Source organism: Actinoplanes octamycinicus (assembly GCF_014205225.1).
Lineage (GTDB): Bacteria > Actinomycetota > Actinomycetes > Mycobacteriales > Micromonosporaceae > Actinoplanes > Actinoplanes octamycinicus.
In genome coordinates this window covers 2,109,554-2,134,086 of the sequence record NZ_JACHNB010000001.1, presented here as the reverse complement: position 1 = coordinate 2,134,086, position 24,533 = coordinate 2,109,554, and the positions used below count along the sequence as shown (strand labels likewise).

The window sequence follows — 24,533 nt, the reverse complement described above, 5'->3', positions numbered from 1 at the left end:
GTCACACCTCCTTCGACTCGGAGTCGCCGCCGACGGCGGCCGGGGCACGTTCGGCGACCTCACGGCGGGCACGCGGGCTGGGCGGCACCTGCAGGTCCATCGGCGGAACCGGGAAGCTGCCCGGTGGCCGGGCGGCCAGTTCCTCCTCGAGCGAGACCGGTTTGGCCTTCTTCTTGTCGCTCGACGGCCAGGCCCAGGCGACCACCAGCACGACCACCGCGATCGCCGCGGTGGAGACCCACCGCGCGGTGTCCGACAGGGCGCCGCTGCGGGCGATCTTGAAGTAGGCCAGGAACAGGATCCAGACCAGGTTGATCGGGATCAGCACCTTCCAGCCGAACCGCATGAACTGGTCGTAGCGCATCCGGGGCAGCGTGGCGCGCAGCCAGATGAAGCCGAACAGCAGCGCGAACACCTTGAGGAAGAACCAGATCAGGGCGAAGTAGCCGCTGCTGGCGCCGGGCCAGATCGCGGTGATCGGCCACGGGGCCCGCCAGCCGCCGAGGAACAGCGTGGTGCAGAACGCCGAGACGGTGATCATGTTGATGTACTCGGCCAGGAAGAAGAGCGCGAACTTGAACGACGAGTACTCCGTGTGGAAACCGCCGACCAGCTCGGACTCCGCCTCGGGCAGGTCGAACGGCGCCCGGTTGGTCTCGCCGACCGCCGCGATCATGTAGATCAGGAAGCTCGGCAGCAGCTGCAGGCAGTACCAGCCGGGCATGGTGATCTCGGTGCCGAACAGCACGGTCGGGTCGCCGGAGGCCTGCGACCGGACGATCTCCGAGGTGCTCATCGACCCCGCGGTCATGAAGACCGCGACGATCGACAGACCCATGGCGACCTCGTACGAGATCATCTGCGCGCTCGACCGCAGGCCACCGAGCAGCGGGTAGGTCGACCCGGAGGCCCAGCCGGCCAGCACCACGCCGTACACGCTCATCGACGAGCAGGCCAGCAGCACCAGCACCGAGACCGGCACGTCGGTGAGCTGCAGCGCGGTGCGGTGCCCGAACATGGTCACCACGCCGCCGAACGGGATCACCGAGAACGCCGTGAACGCCGTGGTCGCCGAGATCACCGGGGCGATGAAGTAGACCACCTTGTCGGCGGTCCGCGGGATGATCTCCTCCTTGAACGGCAGCTTGAGGCCGTCGCTCAGCGAGGTCAGCCAGCCCTTCGGCCCGACCTGGTTGGGGCCGGGCCGGACCGCCATCCGGGCCACGACCTTGCGCTCGTAGTTGATCGTGAACAGCGTCAGCAGCAGGAGCAGGACGAAGAGCCCGAGCAGCTTGATCAGCGTGATCCACCAGACGTCCTGTTCGAACGTCTGCAGGGTGGGGTCCTCCGCGTGCGCCGCGAGAAGGATGTTCATCGGTCGACTCCCTCGGCGAGGATCGGACCGGGCAGCCCGGCCGACAACCGGACCACCGCTCCGGCGGTGACGCCGAGGCTGCGGCGCACCGTCGAGCCCGGCGAGTTCGTGGGCAGCCACACCACCTGCCCGGGCAGGTCGGTGATCGCGGCCGGCAGGGTCACCGAGCCGCGGTCGGTGTGCACCGTCAGCAGGTCGCCGTCGGCCACCCCGACCGCCTCGGCCAGCTCCTTGCCGAGCCGGGCCACCGGCGGGCGGGCCGTGCCGGCCAGCACCTCGTCGCCCTCCAGCAGGGTGCCCAGGTCGATCAGCTGGTGCCAGGTGGCCAGCACGGCGGCCCGCTCACCCGGCTCGGCGACCGCCGCGGGGGCGATCGACGGCAGCTCGGGACGCCCGGTCCCGGCCGGCATGGCGCCCAGCTCGCGGCGGACCGCCAGCACGTCCCCGGTGTTCAGGGTGACGTCCAGCAGCGCGGCGATCGCCTCCAGCACCCGGCCGTCGGTCAGCGCGGTGCTGCCCCGCAGGACCGTCTCGAAGGACCGCAGCCGGCCCTCCCAGTCCATGTAGGTGCCGGCTTTCTCGGCGGCCGGCGCGACCGGCAGCACCACATCGGCCCGCTCGGTCACCGCGGTCCGCCGCAGTTCCAGGCTGACCAGGAAGGGCACCGCGTCGAGCGCCTGCTCGGCGCGGGCCGGGTCGGCCAGGTCGCCCGGGTCCACCGCGCCGACCAGCAGGCCGCCCAGCGTCCCGTCGGCCGCCGCCTCGATGATCGCGTCGACGTCCCGGCCCGGCCGGCTCGGCAGCACGCCGGCGTCGACGGACCAGGAGACGGCCAGCTCGGCACGGGCCGCCGGGTCGCCGACCGGGCGGCCGCCGGGCAGCAGGTTCGGCAGGCAGCCGGCGTCCAGCGCGCCCCGGTCACCGGCCCGGCGCGGCACCCAGGCCAGCCGGGCACCGGTGCGGGCGGCCAGCGCCGCGGCCGCGGAGAGCCCGCCCGGGACGGTGGCCAGCCGCTCGCCGACCAGCAGCACGCTGCCCGGCTCGGTGAGCGCGGCGGCGACTGCCGGGTCGGTGTTCAGCAGCCGGGCCTCGTCACCCGGGACGGCGGCGACCAGCGCGGCGCCGAGCTTCTCGAAACCCCGGGTCAGGTGCGGCGCGACCGCCGTCACCCGGAGCTTGCGCCGCGTGGTCGCCTTGCGCAGGCGCAGGAAGAGGATCGGGCATTCCTCCTCCGGCTCCAGCCCGACGATCAACGCGGACGGCGCGCCCTCGACCTCGGCGTACGTGAGCTCGGTGATCCCGGCCACCGCGGCCGCGAGGAAGTCAGCCTCCTCGCTCTCCGCGGCCGGCGAGCCGGAGGCTCGCACCGGCCGCGCCCGGAAGTCGATGTCGTTGGTGCCCAGGACCACCCGGGCGAATTTCGCGTACGCGTACGCGTCCTCCACCGTGAGCCGGCCCCCGGTCAGCACCCCGACGCCGCGCTCGCGAGCCGCCTTCAGCCCCTCCGCGGCGGTGACCAGCGCCTCGCTCCAGGACGCCTCGCGCAGCTGCCCGGTCCGCGTGTCCCGGACCAGCGGCGTGGTGATCCGCTCGGTGGCCGTGGTGTAGCGGAAGCCCCACCGGCCCTTGTCGCAGTTCCACTCCTCGTTCACCGCCGGGTCGTCGCCGGCCAGCCGGCGCAGCACCTTCCCGCGCCGGTGGTCGGCCCGCATGGCGCAGCCGGCCGCGCAGTGCTCGCAGCTGGTCGGCGAGGAGACCAGGTCGAACGGGCGGGCCCGGAACCGGTACTGCTCACCGGTGAGCGCGCCGACCGGGCAGATCTGGATGGTGTTGCCGGAGAAGTACGAGTTGAACGGGACGTCCCCCTCACCCTCGCCGACCTGCCCGTCGCCGGTGCCCGCGCCGCCGAAGAAGTCGTCCCGGTAGACGTTGATCTGCTCGCCGGAGGAGCGGTCCATCAGGTCGATGAACTTGTCCCCGGCGATCTCCTCGGAGAACCGGGTGCAGCGCTGGCAGAGCACGCAGCGCTCCCGGTCCAGCAGCACCTGGCTGGAGATGTGGATCGGCTTCTCGTACTCCCGCTTGTGCTCGTGGAACCGGGAGTCGGCGCGGCCGGTGCTCATCGCCTGGTTCTGCAGCGGGCACTCACCGCCCTTGTCGCAGGTCGGGCAGTCCAGCGGGTGGTTGATCAGGAGCAGCTCCATCACCCCGGCCTGGGCCTTGGCGGCCACCGGCGAGGTGAGGTGGGTCTTGACCACCATGCCGTCGGCGACCGTCTGGGTGCACGAGGCGACCGGCTTGCGCTGGCCCTCCACCTCGACCAGGCACTGCCGGCAGGCGCCGGCCGGGGCCAGCAGCGGGTGGTCGCAGAACCGCGGGATCGCGGTTCCCATCCGCTCGGCCACCCGGATCAGCAGCTCGCCCTTCTCGGCCTGCACCTCGACGCCGTCGATGGTCAGCGTGACCAGGTCGGCCCTTTTCGCTACGTCGGTCATCAGTGCGCTCCTACGAGGGACTTCTCGGAGAGCCGCGGCGCCGTGCGGCCCTCGATGTAACCGAGGTAGTCGTCCCGGAACCACTTCAGCGTCGAGACGACCGGCGTGGCCGCGCCGTCGCCGAGGCCGCAGAAGGACCGGCCGAAGATGTTGTCCGCGGTGTCCTGCAGCGTGTCCAGGTCGGCGTAGGTGCCCTGACCGGCCAGGATCCGCCGGTAGGTGCGCACCATCCAGTAGTTGCCCTCCCGGCACGGGGTGCACTTGCCGCACGACTCGTGGTGGTAGAACTCCAGCCACCGCCACGTGTTGTAGACCGGGCAGTCCTGGTCCGAGAAGATCTGCATCGCCGTGGTGCCGAGGATCGAGCCGGCCGCCGCGACGCCCTCGAAGTCCATCGGGGTGTCGATGTGCTCGGCGGTCAGGATCGGGGTGGACGAGCCGCCCGGGGTCCAGAACTTCAGGTTGTGCCCGGGCTTCATGCCGCCGGCCAGCTCGATCAGCTCGCGCAGGGTGATGCCCAGGCCGCACTCGTACTGGCCGGGGTTGACCACCCGGCCGGAGAGCGAGTAGATCATCGGGCCGGCCGACTTCTCGGTGCCCATGCTCTTCCACCAGTCCGCGCCGCCCAGCACGATGTACGGCACGCTGGCGATGGTGCCGACGTTGTTCACCACGGTCGGGCTGGCGTAGAGCCCGGCGATGGCCGGGAACGGCGGGCGCAGCCGGGGCTGGCCGCGGAAGCCCTCCAGCGAGTCGAGCAGCGCGGTCTCCTCGCCGCAGATGTACGCGCCGGCCCCGCTGTGCACCACCAGGTCCAGGTCGAACCCGGAGCCGAGGATGTTCCGCCCGAGGTAGCCGGCGGCGTACGCCTCCTGCACCGCGTTGCGCAGCCGGCGGGCGGCGTGCACCGCCTCACCGCGGATGTAGATGAACGCGCGGTTCGCCCGGATCGCGTAGGAGGCGATGATCGCGCCCTCCACCAGCGAGTGCGGGTCGTAGGTCATCAGCGGCAGGTCCTTGCAGGTCCCCGGCTCGCCCTCGTCCGCGTTGATCACCAGGTAGTGCGGCTTGCCGTCGCCCTGCGGGATGAACCCCCACTTCAGGCCGGTCGGGAAGCCCGCGCCACCACGGCCGCGGAGCCCGGAGTCCTTGATCAGCTGGATCATGTCGTCCGGGTGGACGTCGAGCGCCTTGCGCAGCGCCTGGTAGCCGTCGAGCCGCTCGTACACGCCGATCTGCCAGGCGTCCGGCGACAGCCAGCGCTTGGTGAGCACCGGGGTGAGCTTCTGGAGCACCTCCGGCCGGGGTTGCGTCATTTCTTCTCCTCCGAACCACGGGTCGGGTCGGGCGTACGCGGGCTGTCCCCCGCCGGTTTGCCGTCGCCGGCCGGCGAGCCGGCCGCCGAGGACCCGGCGTCCGCGGCCGGCGTCGCCGGTTCGCTCGCGGTGGGATTACGCAGTTCAGCGGTACGGATCTGGGGGTCCTCGGTCTTCGCGCCGGCGTTCCGGCGCTCCCCGACCTTGCCCGCGACCTGCTTGACCGCGCTCGTGACGGCGTGCACCGCCGTCGCGACCTTGCCCGGCTCCGCGGCCGGCCGGTCGGGCTGCTCCGGCAGCGCGGCGCCCTCGCGGGCCGGCTTGGTCTTGGTGATCGGGGTCTCCGGGTCGAACCCGGCCACCGCGACCCCGTGCTCCTGCGCCAGCCGGACGCCGCGCAGCGTGGGCGCGCCGGCCACCCCGTCGCCGACCGCGCCGTCCCGCGGGTCGGCGAAGCCGGCCAGCTGGTACTGCATCTCGCGCAGCGAGCAGATCCGGGCACCCCGCTCCGGGGTGGGACGCTCGCCGGCGGCCAGCTTGTCGACCAGCTCGACCGCGGAGTCCGGGGTGGCCTGGTCGACGGTGAAGTCGTAGTTGACCGTCACCACCGGCGCGTAGTCGCAGGCGGCCAGGCACTCGGCGTGCTCCAGCGTGATCTTGCCGTCGGCGGTGGTCTCGTCGTGCCCGACGCCGAGGTGCTCGGTCAGCCGGTCGTAGACCTCCTGACCGCCCATCACGTTGCACAGCGTGTTGGTGCAGACGCTGACCAGGTACTCACCGGTGGGCCGGCGCTTGTACATGGTGTAGAAGGTGGCGACCGCGCCGACCTGGGCCTTGTTGATCCCCAGGACCTCGGCACAGAAGGCCACCCCGGCCGGGCTGACGTAGCCCTCCTCGGTCTGCACCAGGTGCAGCAGCGGCAGCAGCGCCGAGCGTTCCCGGCCGGCCGGGTACCGCGCCAGGATCTCCTGCGCGGACCCGAGCAGCTTCTCCGCCAGAGGAGCGGCTGCCGGAGTGAATTCCGTCGTGGTCATCAGCGATCACACCCACCCATCACGGGGTCCAGCGACGCGCCGCCGGCGATCACGTCGGCCAGCAGCGCGCCCTCGGCCATCGCGGGGATGGCCTGCAGGTTGACGAAGCTCGGCTCGCGGTAGTGCACCCGGTAGGGATGGGTACCACCGTCGGAAACCGCGTGAACGCCGAGTTCGCCCCGCGGGTGCTCGACCGCGACGTAGACTTGGCCGGGCGGCACCCGGAAGCCCTCGGTCACGAGCTTGAAGTGGTGGATCAGCGACTCCATCGACTGACCCATGATCTTGGCGACGTGCTCCAGCGAGTTGCCGAGTCCGTCGACGCCCAGCGCGAGCTGGGACGGCCAGGCGATCTTCTTGTCCGCGATCCAGATCGGTCCCGGCCGGAGCCGGTCGAGCGCTTGCTCGACGATCTTGAGGGACTCCTTGATCTCGGCCAGCCGGACCAGGTAACGGCCCCAGACGTCGCCGGTGGTCGCGGTCGGGACGTCGAACTCGTACGTCTCGTAACCGCAGTACGGCATCGTCTTGCGCAGGTCCCAGGGCAGGCCGGCGGAGCGCAGCACCGGGCCGGTGATCCCCAGCGACAGGCAGCCGGTCACGTCCAGGACCGCGACCCCCTGCGTGCGCTGCTGCCAGATGACCTGGCCGGAGAGCATCGCCTCGTATTCCTTGAGCTTCTTCGGCAGGTACTTGAGGAAGTCGCGGATCTTCTTGACCGCCGACTCGGGCAGGTCCTGGGCCAGGCCGCCGGGCCGGATGTAGCCGTTGTTCATCCGCAGCCCGGAGGTCTCCTCGAAGATGTCGAGGATGTACTCCCGCTCCCGGAAGCCGTACAGCATCATCGAGATCGCGCCCAGCTCCATGCCGGTGGTGGCCAGCCAGACCAGGTGCGAGGCGATCCGCTGCAACTCCATGAAGAGCACCCGGATGGTGGTGGCCCGCTCGGTGATCTCATCGGTGACGCCGAGCAGCTTCTCCACCGCGAGGCAGTAGGCCGCCTCGTTCGACATGTTGGACAGGTAGTCCATCCGCGTGACGAACGTGACGCCCTGGGTCCAGGTGCGGTACTCCAGGTTCTTCTCGATCCCGGTGTGCAGGTAACCGACCACCGGGCGGGCCTCGGTCACCGTCTCGCCCTCGAGCTCCAGCACCAGCCGGAGCACGCCGTGCGTGGACGGGTGCTGCGGACCCATGTTGACGACGATCTTCTCGTTGCTGAGCGGGTCGATGCTGGACGTGACGCTGTCCCAGTCGCCGCCGGTGACCGTGAAGACCCGGCCCTCGGTGGTCTCGCGCGCGCTCGCGTACTCAGAAGTAGTCACTGGTAGACCCTCCGCTGGTCGGGCGGCGGGATCTCGGCGCCCTTGTATTCCACGGGCACCCCGCCGAGCGGGTAGTCCTTGCGCTGGGGGTGACCCTCCCAGTCGTCCGGCATCAGGATCCGGGTGAGGTTGGGATGGCCGGCGAAGACGACGCCGAACATGTCGTAGACCTCCCGCTCCTGCCAGTCGGCGGTCGGGTAGACGCTGGTGACGCTCGGGACGGGCTCCCCGTCGGCGACGGCCACCTCGAGACGCACCCTCCGGCGATACGTCATCGACGTCAATTGATAAGCGACATGGAATCGACGCTCATCGGAACCGAGATAGTCCACGCAGTCGACGGACGAGCACAGCTCGAACCGGAGGGACCCTTCGTCCCTCATTACCTGACAGACGTCCTTGATTCTCTCGGCCCTGATGTGAAGTGTGAGTTCCGCCCTATCCACCACCACCTTCTCGATGGCTTCGGAGAAGGCCGGATAAGCTTCCTCCAACGCGTCATAGACGTCGTCGAAATACCCGCCGTAAGGCCGTGGGCTGTCAAAAACAGCAGGTCGGGGGCGGACCAGGCGGCCGAAGCCGGAGACGTCACCGGTGCCTTTGACGCCGAACATGCCCTTATCCGGGCTGGGCGGTGTCTGCGCGGGTGCACCCAGATGCGCACCCGTCGGTGCAGTAACCGGAATGTCACCCTCGGTTCCGGGTTGAATACTCATTTGCCACCCTCCCGCAAATGGGGCTGGAGCTTCATCCAGTTCTCGATCCGCAATTGCTCTTCGCGGCCTTCGATGACGGCCTGCGTCCATTCCGCGCGGCGCGCCTTGTCGACGCGGTAGGACGACGGCATGGCACCCGGCGCGACGACCGGCAGCTTTCCCTCGGCGCGGCGTTGCTCCAGCATCTTGCGCCCGTTCGGGCCGAGCGGCTGGGCCATCACCTTCTCGCGCATCTTGAGGATCGCGTCGATCAGCATCTCCGGCCGGGGCGGACAGCCCGGCAGGTAGATGTCGACCGGGACGATGTGGTCCACGCCCTGCACGATGGCGTAGTTGTTGAACATGCCACCGGACGAGGCGCAGACACCCATCGAGATCACCGAGCGGGGCTCCGGCATCTGGTCGTAGATCTGCCGGACCACCGGGGCCATCTTCTGGCTGACCCGGCCCGCGACGATCATCAGGTCCGCCTGGCGGGGCGAGGCGCGGAACACCTCCATGCCCCAGCGACCCAGGTCGTAGTGCGGTCCGCCGGCCGCCATCATCTCGATGGCACAGCAGGCCAGGCCGAAGGTCGCGCCCCAGAACGACGACTTGCGGGCCCAGTTCGACAGCTTCTCGACCGAGGTGAGCAGGATGCCACTGGGCAGCTTCTCTTCGATTCCCATGGTTATCAGTCCCAGTTGAGTCCGCCGCGCCGCCACACGTACGTGTAGGCGATGAAGACGGTGACGATGAACAGGACCATTTCCACGAATCCGAACAGGCCCAGCGCCTCGAACGAGACGGCCCACGGGTAGAGGAAGATGGTCTCGATGTCGAAGACGATGAAGAGCATCGCTGTCAGATAGAACTTCACCGGGAATCGGCCGCCGCCGATCGGTTGTGGGGCCGGCTCAATGCCGCACTCGTAGGCGTCCATCTTGGCCCGGTTGTAGCGCTTCGGCCCGACGATCGGTGCGACAGACACCGAGAACAACGCGAAGAGCGCGCCGAGGATCAGCAACCCGACGATCGGGACGTATGGGTTGAGGGTCATCTTCACTCCCGTACGACTGTTAGCCGCTTCACACTAGTTTTTCGCTTTTATATCCCTTTGGTCGGGGTGCCCGATTCCGTCGTCAGACGGCAGGCGCCACCTTCGTCAAGCCGTTGATGATCCGGTCCATCGCGTCGCCACCCCGGGGGTCGGTGAGGTTGGCCAGCAGTTTCAGGACGAACTTCATCAACGTCGGGTGCGGCATGCCGTGCTTGGTGGCCAGCCGCATGATCTGCGGGTTGCCGATCAGCTTCACGAACACGCCGCCCAGCCGGTAGTAGCCACCGAACCGCACGCTCAGCTCGGCCGGGTACGCGCGCAGCGCCCGCTCCCGGTCCGGCCCCGCCGGACGCGCCAGCGCCTGCACCGCCACCTCGGCGGCCAGTTCACCGGACTCCATCGCGTACGCGATGCCCTCGCCGTTCATCGGGTTGACCATGCCACCCGAATCGCCGACCAGCATTACCCCGCGGGTGTAATGCGGCACCCGGTTGAAGCCCATCGGGAGCGCCGCGCCGAGCGTCGGGCCCTCCGCGTTCGCCTCGTCCCGCATCCCCCAGTCCTCCGGGGTGGAGCCGAGCCAGTCGGTGAGCAGGTGCTTGTAGTTGGTCTTGCCGAAGGCGTCCGACGAGTTCAGGATGCCGAGGCCGACGTTCACCCGGCCGTCGCCGAGGCCGAAGATCCAGCCGTAGCCGGGGAGGAGCCGGCTCGGGTCCTGCGCGCTGCGCAGCTCCAGCCAGGACTCCAGGTAGTTGTCGTCCGCCCGGGCCGCGGAGCGGTAGTAGCGCCGGACGGCCACCCCGAGCGGACGGTCGTCGCGCTTGGCCAGCCCCAGGGCCAGCGGGAACTTGCCGGAGACACCGTCCGCCGCGATGACCAGCGGGGCCCGGAATTCCACCGGCTCTTTGCCCGGACCGGCCTTGGCCTGCACGCCGATCACGTAGCCTTCGTCATTGAGGACCGGGCCGGTGACGTTCACGTTCGTGCGGAGCAGGGCGCCGGCCTCGACCGCGCGCCGGGCCAGCATGTCGTCGAAGTCCAGACGGGTGCGGACCAGGCCGTAACTGGGGAAACTCGCCAGCTCGGGCCAGTCCAGCTCGAGCCGGACCCCGCCGCCGATCACGCGCAGACCCCGGTTCTGCAGCCAGCCGGCCTTCTCGGAGGTGTCGATACCCATCCGGACCAGCTGACGGACGGCGCGCGGGGTCAGGCCGTCGCCACACACCTTCTCGCGCGGGAACTCGGTTTTCTCCAGGAGCAGCACCCGGACGCCGTGCCGGGCGAGATGGTAGGCAGCCGCGCTGCCACCCGGGCCCGCTCCGACCACGATCACGTCAGCCTCGTCAGCGACGGTGGATGGCGGGTGGTCGTTCACGGTGCAGCCTCCGATCCGCAGTGCTCGTGAATTAGTTCACAAGCATGCCTCGGTCGGAGTCTAGGCCGACTATCGACGATCTTTGCACTCAGGTCGACCTGATTGTTGTGACCTGGTTACTGAACCGGGTCAGAATCTCCCAAAACGCGCTCGGCCATCCCACGTGCCGGACCGTCGAGATGATCTCTGATGGTGCCGTCCATCGCCCGGTCCAGAGCGACGATCAGTTCCTCTACCAGGTCTTGCGCCAACAGCGGATCTTGAGCGGCGACCATCCGGATGCGGTTGGCCAGCTCGCTGGCACGCCGCTCACCAGCCTCGCCGTCGTCGATCGAGAGATCGATGTCAGTGTCCTCTAGCTGTCCGAGTTTCGTCATGACATCGAGCTAAACAGCCGGTTCGCGCCCTGTTCGCCAAACGCCCGATTTGTCACCGACACGCGGTCATGCCCGATCAAGATCCTTTTTTGGGTACGACGTCAGCCGCGTCGCGTGGCGCGGTGCAGTGCCACCACACCACCCGTCAGGTTCCGCCAGCCCACCCGGTCCCACGGCCCCGAATCGGCGATCCGCGCGGCCAACCCGGCCTGGTCCGGCCAGGCCCGGATCGACTCGGCCAGGTACACGTACGCGTCCGGGTTGCTCGACACGCCGCGGGCCACCACCGGCAGCGACCGCATCAGGTACTGCATGTAGACGGTCCGGAACGCCGCGTTCGTCGGGGTGCTGAACTCGCACACCACCAGCCGCCCACCCGGACGGGTGATCCGGCCGAACTCACGCAGCGCAGCGGAGGTGTCGACCACGTTGCGTAACGCGAAGGAGATCGTTACCGCGTCGAAGGTGGCGTCCGGGAACGGCAGCCGCAGCGCGTCCCCGGCCAGCAGCGGCACATCCGGGCGGACCCGGCGGCCGGCCTGCAGCATCCCGACCGACAGGTCGGCGCCGACCGCGAAGGCGCCGGAGCGGCCCAGCTCGTCGGTGGAGATCCCGGTGCCCGCGCCCACGTCCAGGACCCGCTCACCCGGACGGAGGCCGAGCGCCTCCCGGGTGGCCTTCCGCCAGCCCCGATCCTGGCCCAGGGAGATCACCGTGTTGGTCAGGTCGTACCGCTTGGCGACGCCGTCGAACATCTCGGCGACCTCGTGCGGCTGCTTGTCCAGATCTGCGCGCGTCACGGTGCCCTACTTTGCCACCTCGGACAACAGAACGGGCGGGATGGTGTCCCATCCCGCCCGCACCTTGTGCGTTATATATACGACCGCCATCGGTCGGGTCCGAATGCTCGTCACCGACGCGGACCCGCGGCTGGCGACGCATGAGTGTTTCCCTGTCTTACGCAGGCAACGTAACCAGCGGGAACGAGCCGGTACAGGCAACAGGCGGGCTCGTTACGAAGGAGCAATACAGCCCTCACCGGTCCGCCGACCCCCACCCTGGCCGAACGGCCAGGTGGGAACCGCCGAAGGGGTCGGCTACGCAGGTGGCGGGTAACGATCCGGTCGCGGCGCAGGTCAGCTGGCCTCGACCAGCGGCAGCTGTTTCCGGCCGCCGCCGGGGATCGCGATCGACGAGAAGTGCGACACCACGCGGTCGTCGGTCGGGTCGTCGGCCGGGGTCCGGTGCACCGCGAGGTGCCGGTACCACGTGTCGCGCCAGGCCGGGATCCGGTCCGCGGTGCGGATCATCGAGATCAGCTCGTGCAGGTTGGACCGATGCCGGGCGCCGGCCGAGGAGATCACGTTCTCCTCCAGCATGATCGAGCCCAGGTCGTCGACGCCCATGTGCAGCGAGAGCTGGCCGATGTCCTTGCCGGTGGTGAGCCAGGACGCCTGCAGGTGCGCGACGTTGTCGAAGAACAGCCGGGAGACCGCGATGAACCGCAGGTACTCCATCGTGGTGGCCTGGGTGCGGCCCTTCAGATGGTTGTTCTCCGGCTGGTAAGTCCACGGGATGAAGGCCCGGAAGCCACCCACCGCGTGCGACTCCTCGACCGGGACGTCCTGGTAGCCCCGGGACACCGCGAGGTCCTGCACGTCGCGGATCATCCGGATGTGCTCGATCCGCTCGGCGTTGGTCTCGCCGGTGCCCATCATCATGGTCGCGGTCGAGGACAGGCCGTTACGATGCGCGACCGCCATCACCTCGAGCCAGCGCGCTCCGCTCTCCTTCAGCGGGGCGATCGCCTTGCGCGGCCGCTCCGGCAGCATCTCGGCGCCGGCGCCGGCGATCGAGTCCAGCCCGGCCGCCTTGATCCGGAGGATCGCATCCTCGATCGAGACGCCGGAGACCTTGGCCATGTGCAGGATCTCGCTCGGGCCGATCGAGTGGATGGCGAGCTGCGGGAACGCCTGCTTGACCGAGGAGAACAGCTCCTCGTAGTACTCCACCCCGAAGTCCGGGTGGTGGCCGCCCTGCAGCATCACCTGGGTGGCGCCCAGCTCGACCGCCTCACCGCACCGGCGGAGGATCTCCTCGGTCGGGTGCGACCAGCCCTCCTTGTGCTTCGGCGCCCGGAAGAACGCGCAGAACTTGCAGGCGGTGACGCACACGTTGGTGTAGTTGATGTTGCGGTCGATCAGGTAGGTGACGATGCCGTCCGGGTACCGCCGGCGGCGGACCGTGTCGGCCGCCTCGCCCAGCGCGTGGAACGGGGCCTCCGTGTAGAGCAGCAGCGCCTCCTCGGGGGTGATCCGCCCACCGTCGGCGCCGCGCTGCAGGATGCTGTCGATCTCCCGATTCGCCGTCACGACAGGAAGCGTACGTCCACTCCCCGGCCGTCGTCAGCGGCCCGGGTCACCGCCCGGGTCACCGGCGCCCCGCCCGTCGATCAGCACGCCGAGCCCGTCCAGCACCCGCTGCAGGCCGAACTCGTAGGCGTGGTCGGGATCATAGGCGGCGCCCAGCGCCTCACCCGCGGCCGCGCCGACCCGGGTCGCGGTCGGGTAGGCGTGCTGGTCGAAGACCACCTCGAAGATCGGGCCCCGCTCCTGCCACCACTCCCAGTCGGTCTCCGGCATCCGGGCCTCCGCGGCGCGCATGTCGGCCGCGGTCCGCGCCGCGGACTGGACGAAGCCGATCAGGAAGGTCAGCGCCGAGTCGATCTCCAGGTCGGTCAGCCCGCAGCCGTCGAGGGCGCGCAGCTCGTGCTCGTACTTCGCCATCAGGCCGGGACCCAGCGGCGGCCGGTTGGCCGGCAGCCCGGCCACCCACGGGTGCTCGGCGACCAGCTCCCGGTTCTCCTCGGCGATCGCCGCCAGCCGCTCCCGCCACGGCCGGTCCGGCAGCTCCCGGCGCGGCATCGCCAGGTAGACCCGGTCCAGCATCAGGTCCAGCAGGGTCGCCTTGTCCGGCACGTAGGTGTAGAGCGTCATCGGCACCACGCCCAGGTCGGCGGCGACCCGGCGCATCGACACCGCGTCCAGGCCCTCGGCGTCGGCCAGGGCGATGCCGGTCTCCACGACCCGGGCCACGGTCAGGCCCGGACGGCGGCCTCGCTTGCGCTCGGCCGCCTCCGGAAACCACAGAAGGTCGATCGTGCGGCGCGCTTCGGCCATCGGGGTGGCACTCCATTCTTGTACGGTGTATTCTATACGGCGTACAACAAACTCGCCCTGGGGAGGCGCCATGCGTATCAAGTCGTCCGTCGTCTGTGTCACCGTCGACGACGTCCCGTCCTCCAGCAAGTTTCTCGCGGACCACTTCGGCTACCACGAGCGGATCTCCGCCGACTGCTTCGCCTCGATGAGCCGCGACGACGACGGGGTCGACGTGGTGTTCCACGCGGTCGGCCTGGAGGTGCTGCCCCCGGAGCTGCGTGAGGTCCGGGTCGCCGGCACGATCATCGCCTTCGTGGTCGACGACCTGGACGCCGAGCAGGAGCGGCTGCGCGCCGAGGGCGTCGAGCCCTCGCTGCCGATCCGCGAGGAGCCGTGGGGCGAGCGTCTGCTTCTGGTCACCGACCCCAATGGGGTCGTCTACGAGCTCGCGGAGTTCGCCGAGCAGTAGTCGGGGCCGATAATCTCGACGGACTGTTCAGGGGGTTGAAGTGCTCGTCGTTCACGGCGGCTGGGTGCCCGGGTCGGGGCGGCCAGGCCGGTTGCTGCTCTGGGCCGAGGAGCCCGCCACCCGGGAGTCCGCGCCCTCCCGGGCGCGGCTCCGTCCGCATCCGTTCGCGGCCGGAGCCGAGGCGCTGACGGCCGCCCTGGATCTCTCCGAGGCGACCGCCGGCACGTCGCTGATCCAGCTGCCCGGCACCGCACGTGGCCCGATCCCGTCCCCCGAGACCGGCATCGAGACGACCTCACCCCGCGGCGTGCGCCTCGCCGGCTGGACCGTGCCGACCCTCACGGTCCCCGGCGAGTCCGCGCTGGCTCTGCTCGCCGCGCTCGCCGAGCCCGATCCGGCGGCCCCGTGGGTCGCCGGCGCCTCGCTGCGCTATCTCTGCCTGCTCGCCGGCTGGGCCTGTGACCTGGCCCAGCGCGGGCGCATGCTGCCGCAGCTGGTGCTGGAGGACCGCGTGCCCACCGCCCGGTGGCGCTCCGTGCTCACCGGCCCCGACCTCGCCACCTACCGTGACTTCGCCGCCGGCATGCCGCCGGTCGTCCGCGCCCTCACCACTCCGACCGCCCGCCCCACCTCCCGTCCAGGCGCCCTCACCCCGTCCGACACGCCTTCCGGTGCGGCCCCCGGATCGGGAGCCGAGCCAGCAGGTGGATCCGCTGCGGGGGCGGGTTCGGCGGGGCATGACGTCGGGCGCACCCTGCGGGACGCGCTGGAGACGATGCTCGACGCGGCCGCCCGCTCGACCCTGCCGGAGCGGATCCTGGGCGGGCACCGGGCCGGGCCCCGCGCGCCGCTGCCGGACCGCTGGGTCGGCGCGCTCACCGCCGACGACCCCACGCTGCCCGACGCGCCCGCCGCCGAGCTGCGTGACCTGCGCAAGGCGCTGGACGACTGGATGCGAGCCGCCCAGGCGGCGAACGGTCCGATCCGGGTCAGCTTTCGGCTGATCGAGCCGGAGCCCGGTGAGGACGCCTGGGATCTGGAGTTCGCGCTGCAGTCCGCCGAGGACTCCGGCCTCTACCTGCCGGCCGAGGCGGTCTGGGCCGGCGAGCGCTTCCCCGGTCTGCCGCGCCGGCCCGACGAGGCGCTGCTGGCCGGGCTGGGCCGGGCGGTCCGGCTGTTCCCGGCGCTGCACGAGGCGCTGCGCGAGCAGCAGCCGGCCGCGATGACGCTGAGTACCGCCGAGGCCTACGACTTCCTCCGCCAGGCCGCGCCGCTGCTGCAGGCCGCCGGGTTCGGGGTGCAGCTGCCGTCCTGGGCCGGCCGCAAGGGTGTCGGCCTCAAGCTGACCACCCGCTCCCGGTCCAAGTCCAAGTCCGGCGGCTCCTCCCGAGCCGCCGCCGACTCCGGCTTCGGCCTCACCGAGATCGTCGACTTCCGGCTCGACCTGGTGATCGGCGACGGCGTGGTGAGCGCCGAGGAGCTGGCCGAGCTGGCCCGGCTCAAGGTGCCGCTGGTCCGGGTCCGCGGTCAGTGGGTGGAGCTGGACGACCGGCAGCTCAAGGCCGCGCTCAAGGCGGTCGGCCGGCGCCGCGAGGGCGAGCTCACCGCCGCCGAGGTGCTGCAGCAGGTGGTCGAGGGCGGTGAGGAGGACCTGCCGCTGGTCGAGGTGGACGCCGACGGCACCCTCGGCGACCTGCTCTCCGGCCAGGCCTCGGAGCGCCTCGACCCGATGCCCACGCCGGTCGGCTTCCAGGGCGCGCTGCGGCCGTACCAGGAGCGCGGCCTGTCCTGGCTGCACTTCCTGAGCCGGCTCGGGCTGGGCGGCATCCTCGCCGACGACATGGGCCTGGGCAAAACCGCGCAGACCATCTCGCTGCTGCTCACCGAGCGGCTCGGGCGGGCCCCAGGCGAGGTGGCGCCCACGCTGCTGATCTGCCCGATGTCCCTGATCACCAACTGGCGCAAGGAGGCCGCCCGCTTCGCCCCCGCGCTGCGGGTCTACGTGCACCACGGTGCCACCCGGCAGCGCGGCGAGGACTTCCTGGCCGCGGTGGCCGCCGCCGACCTGGTCCTCACCACCTACGGCACGGCGTCACGCGATCTGGAGACCCTGCGCGAGATCGGCTGGAGCCGGGTGGCGTGCGACGAGGCCCAGGCGATCAAGAACAGCGGGACCCGCCAGTCCCAGGCCGTCCGGGCCATCCCGGCGCAGACCCGTCTCGCCCTGACCGGCACCCCGGTGGAGAACCATCTGGCCGAGCTGTGGTCCATCATGGACTTCTGCAATCCGGGCCTGCTCGGTCCGGCGAAACGGTTCCGTCGCCGGTTCCAGGAGCCGATCGAGGTCAACCAGGATCCGGATGCGACCGCCGCACTGAAACGGGCGACCGGCCCGTTCGTGCTGCGCCGGCTGAAAACCGACAAGACCATCATCTCGGACCTCCCGGAGAAGAACGAGATGAAGGTGTGGTGCACGCTCACCCCCGAGCAGGCCACCCTCTACCAGGCCGTGGTCGAGGACATGATGTCGGAGATCGAGAGCAGCGAGGGCATCCAGCGGCGGGGCAACGTGCTGGCCGCGATGATGAAGCTCAAGCAGGTCTGCAACCACCCGGCGCACCTGCTCAAGGACGGCTCCCGGCTGCCCGACCGGTCCGGCAAGCTGGCCCGGCTGGAGGAGCTGGCCGAGGAGATCGTCGAGGACGGCGACAAGGCGCTGGTCTTCACGCAGTACGCGGAGTGGGGCTCGCTGCTCCAGCCCTATCTCGCCGCGCATCTGGACCGCCCGGTGCTCTGGCTGCACGGCGGTCTGAGCAAGTCCCGCCGCGACGAGCTGGTCGATCGGTTCCAGACCGCGGACGAGCCGATGCTGTTCCTGCTCTCGCTGAAAGCGGCCGGCACCGGTCTCAACCTCACCGCCGCCAACCACGTCGTCCACTTCGACCGGTGGTGGAACCCGGCCGTCGAGGACCAGGCCACCGACCGGGCGTTCCGCATCGGACAGTCGCGCGACGTGCAGGTGCGCAAGTTCATCTGCACCGGCACGCTGGAGGAGAAAATCGACGCGATGATCGAGCGGAAAAAGGCGCTGGCCTCCGCGGTCGTCGGCACCGGCGAGGAGTGGATCACCGATCTGAGCACCGATCAGCTGCGCGAGTTGTTCGCGCTCGACCCGGCGGCGGTGGGCTGAGATGCCATTCGACAGGTCCGGCAAGTTCTACGAGGCGGGCCGTCCGATCGAAGTGGACGGTGGCCTGGCAGTCCGGTCAAAGCGGGGCAAAATCGGCGAGCAGTGGTGGTCGCGGCGCTTCGTCGACGTCCTGGAGGAGGTCTGCGATCCGGGTCGGCTGTCGCGCGGCCGGGCCTATGCACGCAAGGGTCAGGTGATCGACTTCGCGCTGAGCCCCGGGCAGCTGGTGGCTCGGGTGCAGGGCTCCCGTCCCGCGCCCTACCAGGTGACGATCCGGATCGCCGCGTTCGACGAGGCACAGTGGACGGAGATCATCGAGGCGCTCGGCGCGCAGGCTCTGTACCGCGCTGCCCTGCTCGCCGGCGCGATGCCCCGGGAGATCGTCGACCTGTTCACCGACCTCGGGCTGCCCCTCTTCCCCTCCGAGCTGAACATCGACTGCTCCTGCCCGGACTGGGGCGTCCCGTGCAAGCACGGCTCCGCCGCGCTCTACGTGCTGGCCGAGGCCTTCGACGACGACCCGTTCCTGGTGCTCGCCTGGCGCGGCCGGGCCCGTGAGCCCCTGCTCGACGCGCTGCGCGGCACCACCGACCCGGGCGAGGCGGTCGACCCGCTGGCCGTCGCGGACGAGCCCCTCGCCGACCGCCTGACCGACTTCTACTCCCCCGCCGTCAGCCTCGGCCGCCTGCGAGAGCGCCCCGCCCGCGGCAGCACCCCTCCCGAGCTGCTGCTCCGAGCCCTGGACCCACCCCCGATCAAGGTCCGCCACATCCCGCTGATCGACCTGCTCCGCCCGGTCTACCGAGACCTGGGAGCCGCACCGGAGGAGTGACCACCGAGGCACCACGCACGCCCGGCCACTCACACACCACCCGCCGTCAACCCGAAGCTAGAGGCGCCCGGGCACTCGCTCCCGGGCGCGAAGGGGCGGGGCGGATGCGGGTGCGGAGCAAGCACGGACGCGGCACTCGCTCCCCGGGCGCGAAGGGGCGAGGTGGGTGCGGGTGCGGAGCGAGCGGACGCGGCACAGTCAGCACGCGGGAACCGAAACGGGCGACGGTGCGGGATCTGGGACGCGGCAAGGGTTTGGGCCGCGTCCATCGTGAACCGATCGTGGGCGAGTCCACGATGGACGCGGCGGCTTGGACACTACCGGACAAAGGCCGATTTCGCCTTCCCGAGAGTGCTCATCAGCATGCGAGGAGTAACAAGCAGTGTCAATAGAAGTTAACCGATATGCAGGTCTTTCCGGGTTACGGATCGGGTGCGAACTAAGGTTCGGTTCATGAGTGAGATGAGCTACCGCCGGCTCGGCGAATCGGGCCTCGTCGTGTCCGTGGTCGGCATCGGCTGCAACAACTTCGGCCGCAAGCTCGACGCGGACGGCACCCGCGAGGTCGTCGACGCGGCGATCGACGCCGGCATCACGCTGTTCGACACCGCGGACATCTACGGCACCCCGCACGGTAGCTCGGAGCAACTGCTCGGCGCGGCGCTCAAGGGCCGCCGCGACGAGGTCGTGCTGGCCACCAAGTTCGGCATGAACATGGAGGGGATGAACGGGCGGGACTTCGGCGCCCGCGGCTCCCGGCGCTACGTCATCCGCGCCGTCGAGGCGTCGCTGCGCCGGCTGGAGACCGACTACATCGACCTCTACCAGCTGCACGAGCCGGACCCGGCGACCCCGATCGAGGAGACCCTGGCCGCGCTGGACGACCTGGTCCGCTCCGGCAAGGTGCGCTACCTGGGCAATTCGAACTTCGCCGGCTGGCAGATCGCGGACGCCGACTGGACCGCCCGCGCCGCCGACCTGACCCCGTTCATCAGCGCGCAGAACCGGTACAGCCTGCTGCACCGGGATGTCGAGATCGAGGTGGTGCCGGCCTGCGAGCGGTTCGGGTTGGGCCTGCTGCCGTTCTTCCCGCTCGACTCGGGCCTGCTCTCCGGCAAGTACCGGCGCGGCGAGAGCCCGGCCGCCGGCACCCGCCTGTCCCAGGACCGGTACGCCCCGTGGCTGGCCTCCGCCGACTGGGACACCATCGAGGCGCTGACCGCCTTCGGCGCCGAGCGCGGGCACAGCCTGCTCGAGGTGGCGATCGCCGGCCTGGCCGCCCGCCCCGCGGTGACCAGCGTGATCGCCGGCGCCACCACCCCGGAGCAGGTCCAGGCCAACGCCGCCGCCGCGAGCTGGGACCTGACCGCCGCCGACGTGGCCGCCCTGGACGCCATCCTCAACCCCTGACCGGCACGGGCGGAGACCGGTCAAGACGCCGAAAACGCAGCGGGGGCCGGGTGCATCGCACCCGGCCCCCGCGCCATGACGAGTTACTCGACGACGGTGACGATCCGGCGGCGACGGGCGAACCGGAAAGCGATCAGACCCACCGCGAGCAGCACCGCCCCAGCCCCGGCCAGCGACACCGCCGACGGCCCGGTGACCGGCAGCCCGGCACCCTCGCCGCCGCCGTCGACGGACAGCGCGGCCCGGTCGTTCGCCGAGTTCGAGTCCTGCGGACCGCCGTCCACCTGGACGAACCCGGCCTCGTGCGAACCCTCCTGGATCATCGCCTGGAACGAGAACACGCTCTTCGCACCGGACGGCATCTGGTCGAACAGCAGGCAGACCCAGTCCCGGCTGTCCAGCGCGTCCTGCGGGTCGCTCTCCACGTCGTCGCCCAGGTCGATCTTCGACGGCGAGGTGCCCGGCAGGCACATCTTGTCGACCTCGGTCAGCTTGATGTTGGTCGGCACCTTGACGTGCACGTAGCCGACCCACTTGGTGCTCAGCGGCAGGGTCGGGGTCGGGCCGAGGTTCTGCGCGCCGACCTTGACGGTGACCTCGTCACCGGCGGTGCCGTGGAAGACAGCGCCGATCGCCTGGCTGTCCGCCTCCGAGCGCCCCACCTTGACCAGGAACGACGTCACGTTGTCGGCCGGGTTGAGGTCGTCCTCGACGCCCTCGCCCAGGTCCTCGTCGTCAGCCTCGGCGGTGGCCCGCAGGCTCGCGGCCGACCGGGCCTTCTGCAGCTTGAGCTCGTCGCCCTGCTTGGCGGCGTTGCGCTTGGCGAAGGCGGCCGCGTACTTCTCGGTCAGCCCGACCACGATCACGTCGGCGGCGTAGTCGGCCGGACCGGGCGTGTCGGCGCCCACCTTGATCTTCGCGCCGGTGGCCGGCGACAGGGTGGCCGACTCACCGGGGGCCAGCGGCTCGTCGATGACGCAGACGATGCCGCCGAACTCCTCGTCGCTGTCGCAGTTGCGGTAGTCGAGGACCGGCTGGATCCCGGGCTGGCCGGCGATCACCAAGCCGAGCGGCCCGGACCCGGCGCTGCCGGTGTTCTTCACCGACACCGGCAGGTCCGCGGACTGGCCGCGGTCCAGCTTCATGTCCTTGATGTCGGCGACCTCGAGGTCGACGCCCGGCTTGGTGGTCCGCACCACGGCCAGCTGCACCTTGTCGTGCTCCTCGCCGCCGACCGTGGCGGTCACGTCGAAGTGCGAGGTCAGATTGGTCTTCGAGGCGACGTCCGGCTGCACCGTGAAGCTGTAGTTGCGCCGCTCGCCGGCCGCCAGCCGGTCCAGCTTGCACGCGGTGGCCGAGCAGCCGGCCGGCGGCACGAAGCCGAGGTCGGCCGGCACCGCGCCGGGGCCGTCGGCGAAGCCGACCACGACGTTCTCCGCGTCCGCGCCACCGGCGTTGAAGACGTCGAACTTGACCGTCTTCGCCTGCCCGTCGATCACCGTCACCGAGTCGGTGAGGTTCAGCATCACGACCGGGAAGTCGAACAGTGCCTCGGCCCGCGCGGGCAGCGCCAGGCCGGACACGACGAGGCCGGCGGCTACCGGGGGCAGGACGAGGCGGCGGAGCAGAGCGCGCAAACGCATGGTCACCGTCTTCGGACTTGGGGCCGCACGGGCGGCGGCCGGAGAGAGTCCGAGGAGCGTAAGCGGTCGGCTCAGAAAAGATCAAACATCGGCGAAGAGCAGCCCATCCGACGGCAACGGCGGCACTTCGCCCCGATTCGCCGCGCGGCGGGCGAATTCCGACACGCCCTGAATCTGCCGCTCGCCCAGCGAGAAGTCGAGAGCCCGGAAGTAGTTCGCCAGGGTCGGGGCGTCGAACGGCTCCCAGCGCGCGGCCGCCTCGGCCACCTCGTCCAGCTCGCCCAGGCTCAGCTCCTTGGACCGCTGGAACGCCTCGTGCACGTCCTTGACCTGGCCCGGGTGGGTCGCCGCGAACTCCTTGCGCACTGCCCAGACGGCGAAGACCATCGGCAGGCCGGTCCACTCCCGCCAGGCGTCGGCCAGGTCGATCACCTGCAGGCCGAGTGCCGGAGCCTCGTAGAGCGCGCGCAGCGCCGGGTCGCCGATCAGCGCGGCGGCGTCGGCCACCTGCAGCATCTGCGACAGGTCGGGCGGGCAGCGGAAGTAGGTGGGCTCGACGCCGTAACGCTCGGAGAGCAGCATCTGGGCGAGCAGCACTCCGGTCCGTGAGGTGGACCCGAGAGCGACCGGACGTTTGTCCAACTCGGCCGGGGGGCGGGTGGAGACCAGGTTGACCGAGAGCACCGGACCGTCGCTGCCGACCGCCAGATCGGGCAGAAGAAGCAGCTGATCGGCGTGTTTCAGGTACTCCACCAGGGTGATCGGGCCGATGTCCAGGTCACCGGCGACGAGCGCGGCACTGAGCCGGTCGGGCGTGTCCTTGTGCAGATCGACGTCGAGCAGCGCGCCGGAGCGCATCAGCCCCCAGTAGATCGGTAGGCAGTTGAGAAACTGGATGTGCCCGACCCGGGGCCGACTGACGCTGTCGCTCATGAAGCGACGGTATCCCTGATCCCAGTCGGCGCGCCCTGCGAAGGATCGTCTCGTGGCTCACGTCGCACCAGTGGCCAGCAGGCGAAAGCCGCGAGCAGCCCGGCCGCCCCGGCGCCGGCCACCAGCACGCGCGCGTCGAACTGCTCGACCAGCGGCCCGGCCAGCAGGTAACCGAGCAGCCCGGCCCCCTGCACCACCGCGGTGACCGCCGCGAAGGCCCGGCCGTGCACCTCGCTGGGCACCCGGTCGGCGACGATCACGGCGAGGCACACGTTCAGCCCGCCGTTGCAGGCGCCACCGAAGATCCAGAGCGGCACCAGCCAGCCGGCCGAGGTGGCCGTGGCGGCGGCGAGCACGGCGGCGCAGGAGCCGGCCAGCAGCACCAGCACCACCCGGATGGTGAGCCGGTGCCGCGGCACCCGCCCGAAGAACGGGGTGAACAGCACCATCCCCACCGTCCAGGAGGCGGCGACCAGCCCGTACACGGTGGCGGAGGCGCCCAGCGTGTCCCGGATGAAGAAGACCTCGATCACGTTGATCATGCCGACCCCGGCGACCGTGGCGGCGATCGCCACGGTCATCACGGTCAGCGACCGGTCGGCGCGCAGCCGGAAGGCGATCGGCGCGGCCGCCTCGTCGGCGCCGCCGCCGCGCCGCCGGGTGCGGATCAGCAGGGCCACCACGACCAGCGCCAGATAACTGGCCGCGTCGATCAGCAGCGGGACGCGCGGCCCGGTCTGCCCGACCAGGAAACCGGCCAGCGCCGGGGCGGCCAGCATGCCGACCTGCCCGGCGGTCTGCGCGATGCCGCTGGCCCGGGCCAGGTCGTCACGGTGGACCATGCGGGGCAGCAGCGCCTGGATGGTCGGCTGGGTGATCGCCAGACCGGCGGCGAGCAGCGCGACCAGGCCGATGATCGCGAGCGGGTGGCTGGTGAAGGCGAGCGCCGCGCAGACCAGCGCCTGCCCGAGGCCGGTCAGGACCAGCAGCGTACGACTGTCCGCCCGGTCCGCCAGCCGCCCGGTGAGCGGGGCGAGCAGGGCCGGTGGCAGCGCCGCCGCGAGCAGCAGCCCGGAGACGGCCAGCCCGCCGTGCCCGGTCTGCTGCAGCACCAGGGCGAGCGTGGTGGCCGCGAGGAAGTCGCCGCAGACGGAGATCGCCCGCCCGCCGGCCACCAGGTACACGTCCGTCCAACGCGACGAGGCAGATGTGAAGGACATACTTCGAAAGTAATCCTTCACATCCGCCTCGCGCAAGGCGTTCGAACTATGCGATCGGGAACGCGGTGTACTGGACGACCACCCGGCGGGCGCTCTCCGGCGGGCTCGCCTGCCGCTCGCGCACCCGGTAGGGCTCCATCAGCTCCCGTACCTGCTCGTTGAGTTTCGCCAGCTCGGCGGCGGTGACCAGGAGCTGCTGACCCATCAGGGCGCTGGACTCGCGCCACTCGGCCGGCTCGTCGTGCTGCCGGTCCAGCCAGCCGTGCAGGCGTTCCTGGTCCCGGTTCACGTAGAGGTCGACCAGCGCACGCTCGGCGGCGACCGCCTCCGGCTGATCGGGGGCGCTCTCGATCCACAGACTGCCGCCGGTGCTCCGCCACCGCCGCTCCCGCCCGTCCCCCTGGCTCGGCGCCTGCTCGACCAGTCCGTACCGGGCCAGCTCGCGCAGGTGGTAGCTGGTCGCGCTGGGCGAGAGCCCGACCAGCCCGGCGACCTCGGTCGCGGTCACCGTCGACCCGGTGACGTTGAGATGCTCCACGATCTCGATCCGCGCCGGGTGCGCCAGCGCCCGCAACGCACGCGCATCGGTGACCCGCACGTTCTCCTGCTCCGCCATGCCCCCA

21 protein-coding genes are annotated in these 24,533 nt (G+C 70.7%); 4 read left to right on the top strand and 17 right to left on the bottom strand.

Annotated elements, in window-relative coordinates:
- Nucleotide 1: 1 nt before the first annotated feature.
- The 13 genes from nuoH to BJY16_RS09565 all read right to left on the bottom strand — a co-directional run bounded on the left by nuoH (nt 2) and on the right by BJY16_RS09565 (nt 14,231).
- Nucleotides 2-1,375 carry an NADH-quinone oxidoreductase subunit NuoH gene (nuoH, locus tag BJY16_RS09625; protein ID WP_185038818.1) on the bottom strand — a complete coding sequence of 458 codons (1,374 nt, stop codon included), beginning with the start codon at nt 1,373-1,375 and terminating at the stop codon, nt 2-4.
- Nucleotides 1,372-3,870: an NADH-quinone oxidoreductase subunit G gene (locus BJY16_RS09620; RefSeq protein WP_185038816.1), complete on the bottom strand. Its 2,499-nt coding sequence runs from the start codon at nt 3,868-3,870 to the stop codon at nt 1,372-1,374. The genes nuoH and BJY16_RS09620 overlap by 4 nt, the downstream gene beginning before the upstream one ends.
- Nucleotides 3,870-5,186, bottom strand: coding sequence for an NADH-quinone oxidoreductase subunit NuoF (gene nuoF / locus BJY16_RS09615; RefSeq protein WP_185038814.1), 1,317 nt, complete (start codon nt 5,184-5,186; stop codon nt 3,870-3,872). Before nuoF ends, BJY16_RS09620 begins: the two co-directional genes overlap by 1 nt.
- Entirely contained in the window at nt 5,183-6,220 is a 1,038-nt protein-coding gene (gene nuoE, locus BJY16_RS09610) for an NADH-quinone oxidoreductase subunit NuoE (RefSeq protein WP_185038812.1), read from the bottom strand. Before nuoE ends, nuoF begins: the two co-directional genes overlap by 4 nt.
- Nucleotides 6,220-7,545, bottom strand: coding sequence for an NADH-quinone oxidoreductase subunit D (locus tag BJY16_RS09605; protein WP_185038810.1), 1,326 nt, complete (start codon nt 7,543-7,545; stop codon nt 6,220-6,222). The genes nuoE and BJY16_RS09605 overlap by 1 nt, the downstream gene beginning before the upstream one ends.
- On the bottom strand, nt 7,542-8,261 hold the full coding sequence (locus BJY16_RS09600) for an NADH-quinone oxidoreductase subunit C (RefSeq protein WP_185038808.1): 720 nt from the start codon (nt 8,259-8,261) through the stop codon (nt 7,542-7,544). The genes BJY16_RS09605 and BJY16_RS09600 overlap by 4 nt, the downstream gene beginning before the upstream one ends.
- A complete protein-coding gene (locus BJY16_RS09595) occupies nt 8,258-8,929 on the bottom strand; it encodes a NuoB/complex I 20 kDa subunit family protein (protein WP_185038806.1) in 672 nt (223 codons plus the stop codon). Before BJY16_RS09595 ends, BJY16_RS09600 begins: the two co-directional genes overlap by 4 nt.
- Nucleotides 8,930-8,934: 5 nt before the next feature.
- On the bottom strand, nt 8,935-9,300 hold the full coding sequence (locus BJY16_RS09590) for an NADH-quinone oxidoreductase subunit A (RefSeq protein ID WP_185038804.1): 366 nt from the start codon (nt 9,298-9,300) through the stop codon (nt 8,935-8,937).
- An 82-nt stretch (nt 9,301-9,382) separates the two neighbouring features.
- Nucleotides 9,383-10,675 carry a geranylgeranyl reductase family protein gene (locus BJY16_RS09585; RefSeq protein WP_185038802.1) on the bottom strand — a complete coding sequence of 431 codons (1,293 nt, stop codon included), beginning with the start codon at nt 10,673-10,675 and terminating at the stop codon, nt 9,383-9,385.
- Nucleotides 10,676-10,791: 116 nt separating this feature from the next.
- Nucleotides 10,792-11,052 (bottom strand): hypothetical protein, encoded by a 261-nt coding sequence (locus BJY16_RS09580; RefSeq protein ID WP_185038800.1) that lies wholly within the window; start codon nt 11,050-11,052, stop codon nt 10,792-10,794.
- A gap of 101 nt (nt 11,053-11,153) precedes the next feature.
- Entirely contained in the window at nt 11,154-11,852 is a 699-nt protein-coding gene (locus BJY16_RS09575; protein WP_185038799.1) for a demethylmenaquinone methyltransferase, read from the bottom strand.
- A gap of 336 nt (nt 11,853-12,188) precedes the next feature.
- Nucleotides 12,189-13,424, bottom strand: a complete 1,236-nt coding sequence (gene mqnC, locus BJY16_RS09570) for a cyclic dehypoxanthinyl futalosine synthase (RefSeq protein ID WP_185038797.1) — start codon at nt 13,422-13,424, stop codon at nt 12,189-12,191.
- Between the two features lie 33 nt (nt 13,425-13,457).
- A complete protein-coding gene (locus BJY16_RS09565; RefSeq protein WP_185038795.1) occupies nt 13,458-14,231 on the bottom strand; it encodes a TetR/AcrR family transcriptional regulator in 774 nt (257 codons plus the stop codon).
- 70 nt (nt 14,232-14,301) lie between these two features.
- Between BJY16_RS09565 and BJY16_RS09560 the strand changes: the two genes are divergently transcribed.
- The 4 genes from BJY16_RS09560 (at nt 14,302) to BJY16_RS09545 (ending at nt 20,114) form a co-directional block, all read left to right on the top strand.
- A complete protein-coding gene (locus BJY16_RS09560) occupies nt 14,302-14,682 on the top strand; it encodes a VOC family protein (RefSeq protein WP_185038794.1) in 381 nt (126 codons plus the stop codon).
- Nucleotides 14,683-14,722: 40 nt separating this feature from the next.
- A complete protein-coding gene (locus BJY16_RS09555) occupies nt 14,723-17,872 on the top strand; it encodes a DEAD/DEAH box helicase (RefSeq protein WP_185038792.1) in 3,150 nt (1,049 codons plus the stop codon).
- A gap of 1 nt (nt 17,873) precedes the next feature.
- The gene (locus tag BJY16_RS09550) at nt 17,874-18,704 is read left to right on the top strand and encodes an SWIM zinc finger family protein (protein WP_185038790.1); all 831 of its coding nucleotides are present in this window, start codon (nt 17,874-17,876) and stop codon (nt 18,702-18,704) included.
- 453 nt (nt 18,705-19,157) lie between these two features.
- On the top strand, nt 19,158-20,114 hold the full coding sequence (locus tag BJY16_RS09545) for an aldo/keto reductase (RefSeq protein ID WP_239177116.1): 957 nt from the start codon (nt 19,158-19,160) through the stop codon (nt 20,112-20,114).
- 83 nt (nt 20,115-20,197) lie between these two features.
- Here the strand turns inward: BJY16_RS09545 and BJY16_RS09540 are convergent, their stop codons facing one another.
- The 4 genes from BJY16_RS09540 to BJY16_RS09525 all read right to left on the bottom strand — a co-directional run bounded on the left by BJY16_RS09540 (nt 20,198) and on the right by BJY16_RS09525 (nt 24,526).
- Complete coding sequence (locus BJY16_RS09540; protein WP_185038788.1) at nt 20,198-21,757, bottom strand: COG1361 family protein; 1,560 nt, start codon at nt 21,755-21,757, stop codon at nt 20,198-20,200.
- 81 nt (nt 21,758-21,838) lie between these two features.
- A complete protein-coding gene (locus BJY16_RS09535; RefSeq protein WP_185038786.1) occupies nt 21,839-22,690 on the bottom strand; it encodes a menaquinone biosynthetic enzyme MqnA/MqnD family protein in 852 nt (283 codons plus the stop codon).
- Complete coding sequence (locus tag BJY16_RS09530; RefSeq protein ID WP_185038784.1) at nt 22,687-23,910, bottom strand: MFS transporter; 1,224 nt, start codon at nt 23,908-23,910, stop codon at nt 22,687-22,689. The genes BJY16_RS09535 and BJY16_RS09530 overlap by 4 nt, the downstream gene beginning before the upstream one ends.
- A 46-nt stretch (nt 23,911-23,956) precedes the next feature.
- Nucleotides 23,957-24,526, bottom strand: a complete 570-nt coding sequence (locus BJY16_RS09525; RefSeq protein ID WP_185038781.1) for an ArsR/SmtB family transcription factor — start codon at nt 24,524-24,526, stop codon at nt 23,957-23,959.
- Nucleotides 24,527-24,533 lie beyond the last annotated feature (7 nt).